Consider the following 13,798-nt stretch of genomic DNA (forward strand, 5'->3'; position numbering starts at 1 on the left):
TCAGCAAATCCTTAGTATAATCAGTGGCTTTGCAAAGGTTTACGGTTGTAACTTGGGGTGCCGTTGAGGATGTCTGAAACCACGCCGCAGCCCGTCAAACAGGCCTTTGCAGATGAAACAGATGAGGCGCTCGAGCCTGATTTCAAGCCGTTGACCGCCGAGCAGGCGCGGCAATGGCGAGAAAACAACCCTTTGCTTTCGCCGTGGCGAATTGTGGGGTGGCAGGTGGTGGCGGGTGCTCTGGTGGCGGCCTTGGTCTGGATGCTGAGTGGTCGCGCCGAAGTGGCGTGGTCTGCGGGCTACGGTGCGTTGGCGGTGGTGGTTCCGGCGGCCCTGATGGTGCGCGGGCTGTCACGGCAGGCGGGTGTGGCGGGTGCTGCGCTGGCAGGTTTTTTTGTGTGGGAGCTGGTGAAGGTGGTGCTGACGGTGGCGATGCTGCTGGCGGCGCCGAAGCTGGTTCCCGGTCTGAGCTGGTTGGCCTTGCTGGCCGGTTTTGTGGTGGCGATGAAGGTGTACTGGGTGGCCATGTGGCTGCATCCGGCGCGCCGCAAGTCGATCGTGAAGATTTGAATTGACGAACTGGTGATTTATGTCTGCTGAAAACGCTGGTGCACACGCCCCGTCGGCTGGAGAATACATCCAGCACCATTTGCATCATCTGCAAAAGAACTTCAATTTCGAAAACGTCGAGCAGCACAGCATCGTCGATTTCAGTCTGTTCAATTTCGACTCGCTGGTCTTCTCGCTGCTGTTGGGCGTGATTGGCTGCTTTGTGCTCTGGAATGCAGCGCGCAAAGCCACCTCGGGTGTGCCAGGTCGCTTCCAGGCGGCGGTGGAGCTGCTGTCCGAAATGGTGGAAAACCAGGCCAAGGGCGTGATTCACAACGCCAAAAGCCGCAAGCTGATTTCCCCGCTGGCCTTGACCGTGTTTGTCTGGATCTTCCTGATGAACGCGATGGACATGCTGCCGGTCGACCTGATCCCCTACTTCTGGCACAGCGCCGGTCCGGCGCTGGGTTTCAAGGACTACATGCGCGTGGTGCCGACGGCCGACCTGTCGACCACGCTGGGTCTGTCCTGCTCGGTTCTGCTGGTCTGCCTGGTCTACAACATCAAGATCAAGGGTCTGGGTGGCTGGGCGCATGAGCTGATTGCTGCGCCCTTTGGTGACCACTGGGCCCTGTATCCGGTGAATTTCCTGATGCAGATGATCGAGTACCTTGCCAAGACCGTGTCGCACGGCATGCGGTTGTTTGGCAACATGTTTGCAGGTGAGTTGGTGTTCATGCTGATTGCCCTCATGGGTGGCGGCTGGGCACTGTCGGCAACCGGTGTTGGCTTGGCCATCGGCCATGTCATCGCCGGAACCGTGTGGACCTTGTTCCACATCCTGGTGATCACTTTGCAAGCCTTCATCTTTATGATGTTGACGCTGATCTACACCGGTCAAGCGCACGACGCACATTGATGTAACTCTCTTCCGTTCTCTTTCTTTTCACTTTTCTTTTCCGCAAACTTTTAGGAGCTTCTCATGGAAAACATTCTCGGCCTCGTCGCACTGGCTTGTGGTCTGATCGTCGGTCTCGGCGCTATCGGTGCCTCGATTGGTATCGCCCTGATGGGTGGCAAGTTCCTCGAGTCTTCTGCTCGTCAGCCGGAACTGATGAACGAACTGCAAACCAAGATGTTCATCTTGGCCGGTCTGATCGACGCTGCCTTCCTGATCGGTGTGGCTATTGCTCTGCTGTTCGCCTTCGCCAACCCCTTCGTTCTGAAGTAATCAACGGACCCCTTCACGCTAGAGAAGGAATCAAGCCGTGAACATTAATGCAACCCTGTTCCTGCAGGCGGTTGTCTTTGCGATCCTGGTGTGGTTCACGATGAAATTCGTGTGGCCCCCGATCACCAAGGCACTCGACGAGCGGGCCCAGAAAATCGCCGACGGTCTCGCCGCCGCCGACAAGGCCAAGGCTGAACTCGCCAACGCTAACAAGCGTGTCGAGGCCGAGCTGGCCACGTCGCGCAACGAGACGGCTGTGCGTCTGGCTGACGCGGAGCGCCGCGCCCAAGGCATCGTTGAAGAAGCCAAGGCCCGCGCCACCGAAGAAGGCAACAAGATCATCGCCGCTGCCAAGGCTGAAGCCGAGCAGCAGACCGCCAAGGCACGTGAAGCCCTGCGTGAGCAGGTCGCCGTGCTGGCAGTCAAGGGCGCCGAGCAGATCCTGCGCAAGGAAGTCAACGCCGGTGTCCACGCTGATCTGCTAAATCGCCTGAAGACCGAGCTGTAAGGTGAACCATGGCTGAACTTGCCACCATTGCCCGCCCTTACGCCGAAGCGTTGTTCAAGTCTGCCCGTGCCGACTTGAACGGCGCTGCCGCCTGGGTGGAAGAACTTGCTGTGATTGCCGGCGATGCCGGTCTGCAGCAATTTGCCGGCAACCCGAAGATCACGACGAACCAGGTGTTCGACTTGATCAGCGGCATTGCCAAGACCGCGCTGCCGGAGCAGGCCAAGAACTTCCTGCGCACCGTGATCGAAAACGGCCGCCTGAACGCCTTGCCTGAAATTGCGGCGCAGTTCCGTGCCCTCAAGAACGCACAAGGTGGTTCGTCAGACGCGGTGGTCTACAGCGCGTTCCCGGTTGATGGCGCGGCCCTGGCCGACGTGTCCGCTGCGCTGGAAAAGCGCTTCGGTCGCAAGCTCAACGTCAAGGTCGAGCTCGATGCCGACCTGATTGGCGGCATTCGCGTGGTGGTGGGTGACGAGGTGCTCGACACTTCGGTCAAAGCCCGTCTGGAACAAATGAAAGTGGCTCTCACGGCCTGAAGGCGCAAGCCCGGCTGTTTGCCCAACTAACGAAAGAAGGAAAGAGTCATGCAACTCAATCCCGCAGAAATCTCTGATCTGATCAAGAGCCGCATTGAGGGGCTGGCTTCCAGCGCCGACATTCGCAACCAGGGCACCGTGGTGTCCGTGACCGACGGCATCGTGCGCATCCATGGCCTGTCCGACGTGATGCAGGGCGAAATGCTCGAATTCCCGGCCGGCAGCGATGGCCTGCCCACTTTCGGCCTGGCACTGAACCTCGAGCGCGACTCCGTCGGCGCCGTGATTCTGGGCGAATACGAGCACATTTCCGAAGGCGATACCGTCAAGTGCACCGGCCGCATTCTGGAAGTGCCGGTCGGCCCCGAGCTGATTGGCCGTGTGGTGAACGCACTGGGTCAGCCGATCGACGGCAAGGGCCCGATCAACGCCAAGATGACCGACGTGATCGAGAAGGTCGCCCCGGGCGTGATCGCCCGTAAGTCGGTGGACCAGCCGATGCAGTCCGGCCTGAAGTCGATCGACTCCATGGTGCCGGTCGGCCGCGGCCAGCGCGAGTTGATCATTGGTGACCGTCAGACCGGCAAGACCGCCGTCGCGATCGACACCATCATCAACCAGAAGGGTCAGAACATGACCTGTATCTACGTGGCCATCGGTCAGAAGGCTTCGTCGATCAAGAACGTGGTGCGTGCCCTGGAACAGGCCGGCGCGATGGAGTACACCATCGTCGTGGCCGCCACGGCTTCCGAATCCGCTGCCATGCAGTACGTGTCGGCCTACTCCGGCTGCACGATGGGCGAGTACTTCCGCGATCGCGGTGAAGACGCCCTGATCGTGTACGACGACCTGTCCAAGCAGGCTGTGGCCTACCGTCAGGTGTCACTGCTGCTGCGCCGTCCCCCGGGCCGCGAAGCCTACCCCGGCGACGTGTTCTATCTCCACAGCCGTCTGCTGGAGCGTGCCGCTCGCGTGAATGCCGACTACGTCGAAGCCTTCACCAAGGGCGCCGTCAAGGGCAAGACCGGTTCGCTGACCGCGCTGCCGATCATTGAAACCCAGGCTGGCGACGTCTCCGCTTTCGTGCCGACCAACGTGATCTCGATCACCGACGGCCAGATCTTCCTGGAGACCTCGCTGTTCAACGCCGGCATCCGTCCCGCCATCAACGCCGGTATCTCGGTGTCGCGCGTCGGTGGTGCTGCCCAGACCAAGCTGATCAAGAACCTGTCCGGTGGTATCCGTACCGACCTGGCCCAGTACCGTGAACTGGCTGCTTTCGCGCAGTTCGCTTCCGACCTGGACGAGGCCACCCGCAAGCAGCTCGACCGCGGTGCCCGCGTGACCGAACTGCTCAAGCAGCCCCAGTACAGCCCGCTGCCCATCAGCCTGATGGCATCTTCCCTGTACGCGGTGAACAAGGGTTACCTCGATGACCTCGACGTCAAGAAGGTTCTGCCGTTCGAGCACGGCCTGCACGGCTACCTGAAGGACAAGCACGCTGCGCTGCTGGCCAAGCTGGAAGCCGACAAGGCCATGGACAAGGATGCCGAAGCTGAACTGAATACCGCGATCGCGGCATTCAAGAAGTCGTTCGCCTGATCCCGACCTGAAAGCTTAAGGAGCCAAGCATGGCAGCAGGTAAGGAAATACGCGGCAAGATCAAATCGGTGGAAAACACCAAGAAGATCACCAAGGCCATGGAAATGGTGGCCGCGTCCAAGATGCGCAAGGCGCAGCAGCGGATGCATGCCGCCCGTCCATACAGCGAGAAGGTGCGCAACATTGCCGCCAACCTCGGCAAGGCCAATCCGGAGTATGTGCATCCGTTCATGCAAAAGAACGGTGCCAAGAGCGCCGGCATGATTGTCGTGACCACCGACAAGGGCCTGTGCGGCGGTCTGAACACCAACGTTCTGCGTGGTGTGACGACCAAGCTGCGCGAGCTGCAGAGTGCTGGCGTCTCCACACAGGCCGTGGCCATTGGCAACAAGGGTCTGGGCTTTCTGGGCCGTATCGGCGCCAAGGTGGTGTCGCATGTGACGCAACTCGGTGACACGCCGCATCTGGACAAGCTCATCGGCCCCGTCAAGGTGCTGCTGGATGCCTACACCCGTGGCGAGATCAGTGCCGTGTACCTGAGCTACACCAAGTTCATCAACACCATGAAGCAGGAACCCGTGGTGGAGCAGCTCTTGCCGCTGTCTGCAGCCAAGATGCAGGCCGAGGCGCAAGCCAGCGGCCCGCAGCACGACTGGGACTACATCTACGAACCGGATGCGCAGTCTGTCATTGACGACCTGCTCGTGCGTTACGTGGAAGCCCTGGTGTACCAGGCTGTGGCCGAGAACATGGCATCGGAACAGTCAGCACGGATGGTGGCCATGAAGGCCGCAACCGACAACGCTGGCAGCGTGATTGGCGAACTCAAGCTGGTTTACAACAAGACGCGTCAGGCCGCGATCACGAAAGAACTGTCGGAAATTGTGGCGGGTGCGGCTGCTGTGTAAGCGGCATCTCCAGTCTGACCTTTGTCAAGTTAAAGATTCAAATTTTTGGAGCGAAAAATGGCTCAAGCAAACTCGCAAGTGCAGGGAAAAATTGTTCAGTGTATCGGCGCTGTGGTGGACGTCGAGTTCCCGCGCGACCAGATGCCCAGCATCTATGACGCCCTGAAAATGGACGGTTCGACCCTGACGCTCGAAGTGCAGCAGCAGCTCGGCGACGGCATCGTCCGTACCATTGCCCTGGGTTCTTCCGACGGCCTGCGCCGCGGCATGATGGTGTTCAACACCGGCAAGCCGATCACGGTGCCGGTCGGCAAGGCCACACTGGGCCGCATCATGGACGTGCTGGGCAACCCGATCGACGAGCGCGGCCCTGTGGACCAGGCGCTGACCGCTTCGATCCACCGCAAGGCCCCCGCTTACGACGAGCTGAGCCCCTCGCAGGAACTGCTGGAAACCGGCATCAAGGTGATTGACCTGGTCTGCCCGTTCGCCAAGGGCGGTAAGGTCGGTCTGTTCGGTGGTGCCGGTGTGGGCAAGACCGTGAACATGATGGAGCTGATCAACAACATCGCCAAGGCGCACTCGGGTCTGTCCGTGTTTGCTGGCGTGGGTGAGCGTACCCGTGAAGGTAACGACTTCTACCACGAGATGGCCGATTCCGGCGTGGTGAAGCTCGATGACCTGGCCGAATCCAAAGTGGCCATGGTCTACGGTCAGATGAATGAGCCCCCGGGCAACCGTCTGCGCGTGGCCCTGACCGGTCTGACCATTGCCGAGTCCTTCCGTGACGAAGGCCGTGACGTGCTGTTCTTCGTGGACAACATCTACCGCTACACCCTGGCCGGTACCGAAGTGTCCGCCCTGCTGGGCCGTATGCCTTCCGCCGTGGGCTACCAGCCGACGCTGGCTGAGGAAATGGGCCGCCTGCAAGAGCGTATTACCTCCACCAAGGTGGGCTCGATCACCTCGATCCAGGCCGTGTACGTGCCGGCCGACGACTTGACCGACCCGTCGCCTGCCACCACCTTCGCCCACCTGGACTCCACCGTGGTGCTGAGCCGTGACATCGCTTCGCTGGGTATCTACCCCGCTGTGGACCCGCTGGATTCCACCAGCCGCCAGCTGTCGCCCGACGTCGTCGGCGAAGAGCACTACACGACCGCCCGCGCCGTGCAGGGCACGCTGCAGCGCTACAAGGAACTGCGCGACATCATCGCGATTCTGGGCATGGACGAACTGGCACCGGAAGACAAGCTGACCGTGGCCCGCGCCCGTAAGATCCAGCGTTTCCTGTCGCAGCCGTTCCACGTGGCCGAAGTGTTCACGGGTTCGCCCGGCAAGTATGTGCCGCTGTCCGAAACCATCCGTGGTTTCAAGATGATCGTGGCTGGCGAGTGCGACCACCTGCCCGAGCAGGCCTTCTACATGGTCGGCACCATTGACGAAGCCTTCGAGAAAGCCAAGAAGATGGCCTGAAGCTGAGTTGCCGGTTGCGCAAGTGACCGGCAGCCAGTTTTGAGCAACATCTTTCAGGAGAAATTATGAACACCATCCACGTTGATGTTGTCAGTGCCGAAGAGTCCATCTTCTCGGGTGAAGCGCGTTTTGTCGCCCTGCCGGGCGAAGCGGGTGAGCTCGGTATCTATCCGCGCCACACTCCGCTGATCACCCGCATCAAGCCGGGCTCGGTGCGCATCGAGGCGGCCGACGGCAGCGAAGAGTTTGTCTTCGTGGCGGGTGGCATTCTCGAAGTGCAACCGGACTGCGTGACCGTGCTGTCGGATACGGCTGTGCGCGGCAAGGACCTGGACGAAGAGAAGGCCAACGAGGCCAAGTTGGCTGCCGAGGAAGCCCTCAAGAACGCCAAGAGCGACATCGATCTGGCCAAGGCCCAGTCGGAACTGGCCATCATGGCAGCCCAGATCGCCGCACTGCGCAAGTACCGCCAGAAGAAGTAAGCCACGACTGCGCAGCGGGCCATCTGGCCTGCCGCATGACAAAAGCCCCGTACGTGATCGTCGGGGCTTTTGCTTTTGGGGTCGCCCCGCAGGCCGTTTTTCAACCAATCAGGGGCGCGTCGGGCAATTCATTGGGGTTGGCTGCGTCGGCGGTCAAGGGGAAGTGCTGCACCAGCACGGCGGAGATTTCCTCCAGCGCCGAGGTCAGCCCCGCTTCAAACTGCTCATCGCGGAAGGCGGTACGCATGCGCGAGATCATGTCTTGCCATTGTTGTGGGCTGAGGTGGCGGTTGATGCCGCGATCGGCCACGATCTCGATAGCGCGCTCGGCCAGCAGCAGGTAGATCAGCACGCCATTGTTGTGTTCGGTATCCCAGACACGGAGCTTGCCGAACAAGGTGAGTGCCCGCTGTCGGATGATGGTCCGTGTCTCGGCTTGACGCCAGAGGTAACTCATTGGAAGGCCGGCTTCGATGAAGATACGGATCTCGCCGCTGTGACGTTGCTCGCTGGCGCGAACGCGCTGAAGCAGGCGCTCACGCACGTCAGCCGGGATGGCGCGACGGACGGTTCGCTCATCGAACCAGCGGTGGCGCAGCAAACGGAGGAGTCGTTTCATCATCACCAATCTCCCGAGGCGCCACCACCGGCACCGTCGCCACCACCGCCTGAGCTGAAGCCGCCGCCTGAGCCAAATCCACCCCCGCCAAAGCCGCCGCCGAAATCACCGCCGCCCCAGCGGCCGCCATGGTTCTGACGCTGCTGGCTGGCAGCCAGCAAGGCACTGCCCAACGGGGTGCCGGCGATAAAGGTCAGCAGGATGGCCAGGAGCGCCGCCATGCCAGCCAGCAGCAAGCTGGCCGTGAAGACAAACGTGAGGGCGGCCACGGCGCCGCCGGTGGCCAGTGTGCCCAGCTTGTGGCCCAGAATGCGGCGCAGCAGGGAGCCCAATACGGGAACCGCAATAAACAGCAGGATGGCCAGGTCCATCCACTCAATACCCGCATCGGCACCACGGGGTGGGTTGGTGCTGGGCGTGGGCAGGCCTTCGCCACGAATCAAAGCAATCAGACGGTCAATGGCCTGGTCCAGTCCGCCCGCAAAATCGTTCTGGCGGAAATGGGGTGTCAGCACCTCGTCAATCACCTGTTTGGCGGCCAGATCGGGGATGGCCCCCTCCAGAGCGCGAGCCACTTCAATGCGGATCTTCCGGTCCTGCTTGGCAACCACCATCAGCAGCCCGTCGCCGAGGCCAGCACGGCCCGGCTTCCAGGTGTTGAAGACCCGGTTGGCGTAGGCGGCAATGTCTTCAGGCTGCGTGGTGGGCACCAGCAGGATGACGATTTGCGAGCCCTGCGTCTGCTCAAAAGCAGCCAGTTTGTCTTCAAGGGCACCTAACTGCGGGGCAGTGAGCGTGCCGGTGTGGTCCATCACCCGGGCGGTCAAGGCCGGGACCGGCAGCACGCCCTGGGCCAGGGCGGTGCCTGCCCATGCCGCCAGGAACAAGACGAAGATGCCGCAACGGCGAGCCCAGTGCAGCATACGCGTCAGAGAAAAAGGAAAGACTTACTTTTTGCCAAAGTCGACCGCGGGCGGCGAGGAGATGGCCGCCTCGTTCTGCGGGGCGAAATTCGGCTTGGTCTGGTAGCCAAACAGCATGGCGGTGAGGTTGCTGGGGAAACTGCGCGCCAGCACGTTGTATTCCTGCACTGCCTGGATGTAGCGGTTGCGTGCGATGGTGATGCGGTTTTCCGTCCCTTCGAGCTGCACGCGCAGGTCACGGAAGCCCTGGTTGGCCTGCAAGGTCGGGTAACGCTCGGACACGACCATCAGCCGGCTCAAGGCATTGCCGAGTTCGCCCTGGGCCGCCTGGAATTTCTGCAGCGACTGCGGGTTGCTGAGGGTGTCAGGCGTGACCTGGATGGCGGTGGCCTTGGCGCGTGCTTCGATCACGCGCGTGAGCGTTTCCTGCTCGAAGGCAGCTTCGCCCTTGACCGTAGCCACGATGTTGGGCACCAGGTCGGCACGGCGCTGGTACTGGTTGAGCACTTCGCTCCAGGCCGATTGGGTCTGCTCGTCGAGCCGTTGAAAATCGTTGTAGCCGCACCCGCTCAGGGCCAAAGCAGCGATCAAGGTGAAAAGCCAGCGCATCATGGAAAACTCCTGCAACAAGAAGCGGGGCTTAGCATACACCTGCGTCCCCGGCTTATGGCGGAAAATTGCGGCTGCGACTTTGAATATCCACATGAACTACTCGGCCCCTCAGTGGCTGCCTGGCGGCAACCTGCAAACCATCTGGCCTGCGCTTTATGCACGGCAGGTGCTGGGGCCGCGGCCGCAATTCCGGCGCGAGCGCTGGACCACCCCCGATGGCGACTTCATCGACGTGGATTGGCTGCAGCAGCAGACGCCGGGCAAAACGCTGCTGGTGCTGTTCCACGGTCTGGAAGGTTCGTCGCAGAGCCACTACGCGCAGGCCTTTGCCGATTTCGCGCGCGAGCAGCACATGGCGTATGCCGTGCCGCACTTCCGCGGCTGCAGTGGCGAGATCAATCTGGCGCCCCGTGCCTACCACTCGGGCGATTTTGAGGAGGTGCACTGGATTTTGGCGCGTTGCCGCGCCGTGCACACGGGCCCGATCGTGGCAGTCGGGGTCTCACTGGGCGGCAATGCGTTGATGCGCTGGGCGGGCGAGATGGGTGGGGCGGCGGCGCAGATGGTGTCTGCGGTGGCCTCGGTCTGCGCGCCGCTGGATTTGGCGGCGGGCGGCCAGGCGATCGGCCGCGGTTTCAACCGCCTGGTCTACACGCGCATGTTTCTGAACACCATGAAGCCGAAGGCCATGCAGAAGCTGGCGCAGCACCCGGACCTGTTCGATGCACAAGCCCTGCGTGCCGCACGCAACCTGTACGAGTTCGACAATGTCTTCACCGCCCCCTTGCATGGCTTCAAGGACGTTGATGACTACTGGCGCCGCGCTTCTGCCAAGCCGCATCTGGCAGGCATCCGCCTGCCGGCGCTGGCGGTCAATGCGCAGAACGATCCCTTCGTGCCCGCGTCCAGCCTGCCCCACGAAGGGGATGTGGGCGCGCATGTCACTCTGTGGCAGCCACGGCATGGCGGCCATGTCGGCTTTGCGGGCGGACGTTGGCCGGGTCATGTGCGTCCCATGCCGGATGCGGTCGGACAATGGCTGCTGCAGGCGGCGGGAGGCCGACATGGATGACATCGTCAAACAGGCCATGGCCAAATGGCCGAATGTGCCGGACTGTTTTGGTTGGCTCGGACTGGACGCCCGCGGCAACTGGTACATGCGCGATGACCGGGCGCAAGCCGCAGGGGCGTTTGCAGGCGGTGCCAAAAGCGCCAAAGGCTCACTGTTGCGGCACGACAAGTTGATCGACTTCATCCAGCGCAACTACGGCGCCGATGCGCAAGGGCGCTGGTTCTTCCAGAACGGGCCGCAACGGGTTTTTGTGGAGCTGGAGGCCACGCCCTGGATCTGGCGCATTCAGCCGGACTTGACGGTGCTGACCCATACCGGGCAGTCGGCACAGGTGCGGCAGTGCCTGATGGACGAGGAAGGCCGCGTCTATCTGCTCACCGATCTCGGTTTTGGCCTGGTGCACACGCAGGACGTCGCGTTGGCGGCGGACGCCGTGCAGGCCGGCTTGTGGACGCTGGAGGAAATGGCCGCACCACACATGCCAGAGCGATTTGGTTATGTCATCAGCCCGGATTTGCTATCAAAAAAGTAGCTTGATGCGCAGATTTAATAAGGCCTAGGGCGCGATTTGGCATAAAAAAACCGGTCGATGACCGGTTTTTTTGGAGGCGCTGAAAAGCTTATTTGGCTTCAGCGGCAGCAGCAGGTGCCTTGGGTTCTTCGAACTTGGCGCCAGCGGCATTGGCCATGTAAACGGCAGCGCGGGCAATCTCAACATCGGAGTGGTCGCCGCCGCCTTGCGGTGCCATGGCGCCCTTGCCCTTGAGGGCGGAGTTCAGCAGGGCATCCAGGCCGGTCTTGATGCGCGGGGCCCAAGCTGCAACGTCCTGGAATTTGGGCGCGCCGGCAGCGCCGGTGGCATGACAAGCCGCGCACTGGGCTTTGAAGACTTCCTCGCCGCTCTTCAGGGGGCGGTTGGCGTCACGGATCTCGACCGAGCCGATTTTCTGCAGGCGTTCGGCAACGGCTTTTTCTGTATTCACGGCGCCGGCAGCAGGCTTGTTGGCCGAGGTGACATAACTCACCAGGCCGATGATGATGAACACCGGAACCACAAAGGCAAAGATGGATGCCCACACCAATTGCTTGGGGGTCTTGATCGGGCCGGTGTGGGCTTCTTCGTGGCTGTTGTCGCTCATGGTGTCCTCAATAATTCTGGGGGCTTGATATGAATCAGCAAACGATTATAGCGGCCGCCCCGGCCGAAACCCCCTACAATGCGGGGTGCTCGGTTCAGCGGCTGTAGCTCAGTGGATAGAGTATTGGCCTCCGAAGCCAAGGGTCGTGGGTTCGATCCCCGCCAGCCGCACCAGATCAACATTCCCGGACGTCAGTGCTGTCACTTCGCGGGGACTCCGGGCCATCCATCCCGCTTTGATCAACCTATGCCGCGGCGCCCATGCGCAGGCAGTTCACAGGTTTGATCGGCTGCGTCACCTATCCTGCGAACGCGCTTTTCACGGCCAAGACCCGCTTGGCAGCGGCTCCGGAAAAACGGCGCTTGTTCACGCGGCATGAAACGGCCAACGTGGCCGGTTCCAAAAAAATCACATTCCCGCGAACCATTTGCAATGAACCTGTTACTCAGTCTTGAAGAGGCTGTCGGGTCGGATTGTTTTGTCCGTGCCGTCCTCTTGTTCGATGGGTTTCATGAAGACTGCGTTGTTTTCTGTGCCGGGGTGGGCGCAGGGTGTTGCGTGCGCTGTGCTGGCCGTGCTGCCGGGGCTTGCTGCTGCCCAGGCGCCGGCCGGGCCGGGCCGGTCGGTGGCACTGGATGAAGTCATCCGCCAGACGCTGGCAAGAAATCCGTCCATCCGTTTGCAGGAACGACAGGTTGAGCTGGCACGGGGTGTTTTGCAGCAGAGCTCGGGGGCGTTTGACCCCGCCGTGCAGTTGTCTGCCAACCGCAAGCGTGACAACCAGCCTTTGAACGAGGCCAACCGGGCGACCTACACCGCCAACTATGGCCGGCTGGCCGGCGGTGCGGTCAGTGAGCTCCAGGCCGATTCCCGGTCGGCCGCCATTTCCCTCGACAAGAACCTTGCGCAATGGCGTGATCCTGTCCACGTCGGTTTCCTCCACCCGCAGTGAGGGGTCGACCAATACCTTCAACCGGTGGGAGCCGCAAAACCTCGGGCTGATCAGTTTCAGCCTGACCATTCCGTTGTTGCGCAATGCCGGTTTGGCTGCGGCCACCGGCGAGCGCGCCAACCAGATGGAGTGGCAGGCCAGCCAGCAGGACCTGCGGCAAGTGGTGGCCAAGAATGTATTGAGCGCGGCCAACGCCTACTGGAGCCTGCTGGCAGCCGGGAAAAACCTGGCCATCGCGCGTGAGGGCGAAGCCAGCATGCACAAGCTGCTGGAAGACACCCGCAAGCTGATCGCTGCCGATGAGTTGCCAGCGGCCGAGGTCAACCTGATTCAGGCGTCCTTGGCCGACCGGCGTTCGGCCAGGCTGGCGGCAGAGACGGGCCTGTTGCAGGCCCGTCAGGCCTTGGGCAACCTGATGGGCCTGACCTATTCGGAGATCGTCGAGCTGGAGGCAGCAGGTGATTTCCCGCCGCTGCCGCAAGACATCCCCTCGCAGGTCAGCGTCAGTGCCCGTGTTCAGGATCAGGTACTGGCGCAGCGCCCCGACCTGATGGCAGCCCGTCTGCGTCAGGAGATGGCGCAGGCCTTGATGGATGTTGCACGCAGCAATCTGCGCCCGCAGCTCAACCTCACCCTGGGTGGCGGGGTGGCGGGCATTTCGGAAGGGTCGGCGACAAGCAATTACTACCGGGCGCTCAGCGAGAACACGGCAACGCCCAATGCGTCCGTGGCGCTGACCTACCAATGGGCGTTCGGCAACAACGCAGCGGAAGGCGCGCTGGCACAGCGCGCCGCTGCTTACGAGCAGTCCGTCATCAACTACAACAGCCTGGTCCGAACGGTTAGCCTGGCCGTGGAGGCCACTTTCTCCGGCCTGATTCGCAATGCCTGGCAGCTCAAGGCTTCCACCGAATCGGTTGCGATCTATCGCCTGAGCCTCGAAAACGAAAAAACCAAGAACCGGCTGGGGACATCCACCATCCTCAATGTGCTCACCGTGAACGACAGCCTGCGCAATGCCCGCCTGGCCCAGGTCAGCAACCATCTCAACTACCTCACGTCCCTGGCCACGCTGGGTTACGAGATGGGGGTGCTCATCGGGGAGGCGGCAGGGGAGAACACGGTCGATCTGGCCCGGCTTTTCGACCTGTCGTGGGCTGCTGGCGTGGCCCGATAAGAAGGAATT

General features: G+C 61.8%; 17 protein-coding genes and 1 tRNA gene. 14 read left to right on the forward strand and 4 right to left on the reverse strand.

The features are described from left to right. Positions 1 to 69: 69 nt before the first annotated feature. The 9 genes from CDE01S_RS13055 (at position 70) to CDE01S_RS13095 (ending at position 7,295) form a co-directional block, all read left to right on the forward strand. On the forward strand, positions 70 to 570 hold the full coding sequence (locus tag CDE01S_RS13055) for an ATP synthase subunit I (protein WP_066708215.1): 501 nt from the start codon (positions 70 to 72) through the stop codon (positions 568 to 570). Between the two features lie 19 nt (positions 571 to 589). Continuing rightward, positions 590 to 1,468, forward strand: a complete 879-nt coding sequence (gene atpB / locus CDE01S_RS13060; protein ID WP_066708218.1) for a F0F1 ATP synthase subunit A — start codon at positions 590 to 592, stop codon at positions 1,466 to 1,468. Positions 1,469 to 1,531: 63 nt separating this feature from the next. After that, on the forward strand, positions 1,532 to 1,780 hold the full coding sequence (atpE, locus tag CDE01S_RS13065) for a F0F1 ATP synthase subunit C (RefSeq protein ID WP_019429175.1): 249 nt from the start codon (positions 1,532 to 1,534) through the stop codon (positions 1,778 to 1,780). Between the two features lie 37 nt (positions 1,781 to 1,817). Further along, positions 1,818 to 2,288, forward strand: a complete 471-nt coding sequence (locus CDE01S_RS13070) for a F0F1 ATP synthase subunit B (RefSeq protein WP_066708221.1) — start codon at positions 1,818 to 1,820, stop codon at positions 2,286 to 2,288. 8 nt (positions 2,289 to 2,296) lie between these two features. Continuing rightward, positions 2,297 to 2,827: a F0F1 ATP synthase subunit delta gene (locus tag CDE01S_RS13075; RefSeq protein ID WP_066708224.1), complete on the forward strand. Its 531-nt coding sequence runs from the start codon at positions 2,297 to 2,299 to the stop codon at positions 2,825 to 2,827. A gap of 48 nt (positions 2,828 to 2,875) precedes the next feature. After that, complete coding sequence (gene atpA, locus CDE01S_RS13080; protein WP_066708226.1) at positions 2,876 to 4,429, forward strand: F0F1 ATP synthase subunit alpha; 1,554 nt, start codon at positions 2,876 to 2,878, stop codon at positions 4,427 to 4,429. Between the two features lie 29 nt (positions 4,430 to 4,458). Continuing rightward, positions 4,459 to 5,337, forward strand: coding sequence for a F0F1 ATP synthase subunit gamma (gene atpG, locus CDE01S_RS13085; protein ID WP_066708228.1), 879 nt, complete (start codon positions 4,459 to 4,461; stop codon positions 5,335 to 5,337). A 57-nt stretch (positions 5,338 to 5,394) separates the two neighbouring features. After that, positions 5,395 to 6,813 carry a F0F1 ATP synthase subunit beta gene (gene atpD / locus CDE01S_RS13090; RefSeq protein WP_066708240.1) on the forward strand — a complete coding sequence of 473 codons (1,419 nt, stop codon included), beginning with the start codon at positions 5,395 to 5,397 and terminating at the stop codon, positions 6,811 to 6,813. Positions 6,814 to 6,878: 65 nt separating this feature from the next. Next, a complete protein-coding gene (locus CDE01S_RS13095; protein WP_066708241.1) occupies positions 6,879 to 7,295 on the forward strand; it encodes a F0F1 ATP synthase subunit epsilon in 417 nt (138 codons plus the stop codon). Between the two features lie 100 nt (positions 7,296 to 7,395). Here CDE01S_RS13095 and CDE01S_RS13100 read toward each other — a convergent pair whose 3' ends face one another. The 3 genes from CDE01S_RS13100 to CDE01S_RS13110 are packed head-to-tail and all read right to left on the reverse strand — an operon-like array spanning position 7,396 to position 9,449. Then, positions 7,396 to 7,917: a TPM domain-containing protein gene (locus CDE01S_RS13100; RefSeq protein ID WP_066708243.1), complete on the reverse strand. Its 522-nt coding sequence runs from the start codon at positions 7,915 to 7,917 to the stop codon at positions 7,396 to 7,398. Beyond that, complete coding sequence (locus CDE01S_RS13105; RefSeq protein ID WP_066708245.1) at positions 7,917 to 8,837, reverse strand: TPM domain-containing protein; 921 nt, start codon at positions 8,835 to 8,837, stop codon at positions 7,917 to 7,919. Before CDE01S_RS13105 ends, CDE01S_RS13100 begins: the two co-directional genes overlap by 1 nt. A gap of 24 nt (positions 8,838 to 8,861) precedes the next feature. Beyond that, a complete protein-coding gene (locus tag CDE01S_RS13110; RefSeq protein WP_066708247.1) occupies positions 8,862 to 9,449 on the reverse strand; it encodes a LemA family protein in 588 nt (195 codons plus the stop codon). 91 nt (positions 9,450 to 9,540) lie between these two features. Between CDE01S_RS13110 and CDE01S_RS13115 the strand changes: the two genes are divergently transcribed. Together CDE01S_RS13115 and CDE01S_RS13120 are read left to right on the forward strand one after the other, a co-directional pair. Then, positions 9,541 to 10,521 (forward strand): YheT family hydrolase, encoded by a 981-nt coding sequence (locus CDE01S_RS13115; RefSeq protein WP_066708251.1) that lies wholly within the window; start codon positions 9,541 to 9,543, stop codon positions 10,519 to 10,521. Then, positions 10,514 to 11,053, forward strand: a complete 540-nt coding sequence (locus tag CDE01S_RS13120) for a DUF2946 family protein (RefSeq protein WP_066708255.1) — start codon at positions 10,514 to 10,516, stop codon at positions 11,051 to 11,053. Before CDE01S_RS13115 ends, CDE01S_RS13120 begins: the two co-directional genes overlap by 8 nt. 88 nt (positions 11,054 to 11,141) lie before the next feature. Here the strand turns inward: CDE01S_RS13120 and CDE01S_RS13125 are convergent, their stop codons facing one another. Next, on the reverse strand, positions 11,142 to 11,660 hold the full coding sequence (locus CDE01S_RS13125; protein ID WP_066708261.1) for a c-type cytochrome: 519 nt from the start codon (positions 11,658 to 11,660) through the stop codon (positions 11,142 to 11,144). Positions 11,661 to 11,757: 97 nt separating this feature from the next. Between CDE01S_RS13125 and CDE01S_RS13130 the strand changes: the two genes are divergently transcribed. From CDE01S_RS13130 to CDE01S_RS13140, 3 genes are all read left to right on the forward strand, one after another. Then, positions 11,758 to 11,833: transfer RNA gene (locus tag CDE01S_RS13130), tRNA-Arg, on the forward strand. 338 nt (positions 11,834 to 12,171) lie between these two features. Then, positions 12,172 to 12,612 (forward strand): TolC family protein, encoded by a 441-nt coding sequence (locus tag CDE01S_RS18510; RefSeq protein ID WP_169802264.1) that lies wholly within the window; start codon positions 12,172 to 12,174, stop codon positions 12,610 to 12,612. Continuing rightward, the gene (locus tag CDE01S_RS13140) at positions 12,575 to 13,789 is read left to right on the forward strand and encodes a TolC family protein (RefSeq protein ID WP_066708265.1); all 1,215 of its coding nucleotides are present in this window, start codon (positions 12,575 to 12,577) and stop codon (positions 13,787 to 13,789) included. Before CDE01S_RS18510 ends, CDE01S_RS13140 begins: the two co-directional genes overlap by 38 nt. Positions 13,790 to 13,798 lie beyond the last annotated feature (9 nt).

Source organism: Curvibacter delicatus NBRC 14919 (genome assembly GCF_001592265.1).
Lineage (GTDB): Bacteria > Pseudomonadota > Gammaproteobacteria > Burkholderiales > Burkholderiaceae_C > Hylemonella > Hylemonella delicata.

What these genes read in the sequence shown, in the direction of transcription:
- atpA (WP_066708226.1), top strand. Translation starts at nt 2,876, where the DNA reads ATGCAACTCAATCCCGCAGAAATCTCTGATCTGATCAAGAGCCGCATT.
- atpG (WP_066708228.1), top strand. Translation starts at nt 4,459, where the DNA reads ATGGCAGCAGGTAAGGAAATACGCGGCAAGATCAAATCGGTGGAAAAC.
- CDE01S_RS13120 (WP_066708255.1), top strand. Translation starts at nt 10,514, where the DNA reads ATGGATGACATCGTCAAACAGGCCATGGCCAAATGGCCGAATGTGCCG.
- CDE01S_RS13115 (WP_066708251.1), top strand. Translation starts at nt 9,541, where the DNA reads ATGAACTACTCGGCCCCTCAGTGGCTGCCTGGCGGCAACCTGCAAACC.
- atpB (WP_066708218.1), top strand. Translation starts at nt 590, where the DNA reads ATGTCTGCTGAAAACGCTGGTGCACACGCCCCGTCGGCTGGAGAATAC.
- CDE01S_RS13105 (WP_066708245.1), bottom strand. Translation starts at nt 8,837, where the DNA reads ATGCTGCACTGGGCTCGCCGTTGCGGCATCTTCGTCTTGTTCCTGGCG.
- CDE01S_RS18510 (WP_169802264.1), top strand. Translation starts at nt 12,172, where the DNA reads ATGAAGACTGCGTTGTTTTCTGTGCCGGGGTGGGCGCAGGGTGTTGCG.
- atpD (WP_066708240.1), top strand. Translation starts at nt 5,395, where the DNA reads ATGGCTCAAGCAAACTCGCAAGTGCAGGGAAAAATTGTTCAGTGTATC.
- CDE01S_RS13100 (WP_066708243.1), bottom strand. Translation starts at nt 7,917, where the DNA reads ATGATGAAACGACTCCTCCGTTTGCTGCGCCACCGCTGGTTCGATGAG.
- CDE01S_RS13075 (WP_066708224.1), top strand. Translation starts at nt 2,297, where the DNA reads ATGGCTGAACTTGCCACCATTGCCCGCCCTTACGCCGAAGCGTTGTTC.
- CDE01S_RS13110 (WP_066708247.1), bottom strand. Translation starts at nt 9,449, where the DNA reads ATGATGCGCTGGCTTTTCACCTTGATCGCTGCTTTGGCCCTGAGCGGG.
- CDE01S_RS13055 (WP_066708215.1), top strand. Translation starts at nt 70, where the DNA reads ATGTCTGAAACCACGCCGCAGCCCGTCAAACAGGCCTTTGCAGATGAA.
- CDE01S_RS13095 (WP_066708241.1), top strand. Translation starts at nt 6,879, where the DNA reads ATGAACACCATCCACGTTGATGTTGTCAGTGCCGAAGAGTCCATCTTC.
- CDE01S_RS13125 (WP_066708261.1), bottom strand. Translation starts at nt 11,660, where the DNA reads ATGAGCGACAACAGCCACGAAGAAGCCCACACCGGCCCGATCAAGACC.
- atpE (WP_019429175.1), top strand. Translation starts at nt 1,532, where the DNA reads ATGGAAAACATTCTCGGCCTCGTCGCACTGGCTTGTGGTCTGATCGTC.